The organism is Clostridium lentum (genome assembly GCF_014287815.1).
Classification (GTDB): domain Bacteria; phylum Bacillota; class Clostridia; order Clostridiales; family Clostridiaceae; genus Clostridium; species Clostridium lentum.
Genome location: NZ_JACOOQ010000056.1, coordinates 1 through 510, shown reverse-complemented (window position 1 = coordinate 510; position 510 = coordinate 1). Strand labels below are relative to the sequence as shown.

The following is a 510-nucleotide window of genomic DNA, read 5'->3' as shown; positions in this document are numbered from 1 at the left end:
GTCTCTTATTCCCTTTAGCTTTAGTACATTTATCTTTATATGGACAGCCATTACAGTTTTCACTTTCGTAAATGGTCACTACTGATTTATAGTTAGATTTAGATACTTTAATTTTGCTTGAAACAGGAACTAATCTTTTTCCATAGGCACATATGTAATAATCATCCTCAACATTATAAGTCATATTTTCTCTCTTACTAATATCATTTTTAAATTTTTTACTTTTTGACTTTTTGTAGTTTTGTGGTTTAATATATGAATTTTGATTATGTTCACTTAAATATTTATAATTTTCTTCACTTTCGTATCCAGCGTCAGCTATAACATTTTTAAATTTTTCAGGTAAATCATTTTCAAGTTTATTAAGAAATGGTATGAATGTTAATTGATCCGCTCTTTCACTTGAAACATCAACACCGACTATGTATTCTCCTTCAACACCAATTTGAATATTATACCCTGGTTTAAGTTGACCATTTTTCATATGGTCTTCTTTCATATGCATGAAAG

The 510-nt window shown here is 27.8% G+C and carries 1 protein-coding gene; it reads right to left on the bottom strand.

The annotated features are described in order from the left end of the window. On the bottom strand, positions 1-510 hold a 510-nt coding region (locus H8R92_RS13080), incomplete at both ends, for a transposase (RefSeq protein ID WP_186835681.1).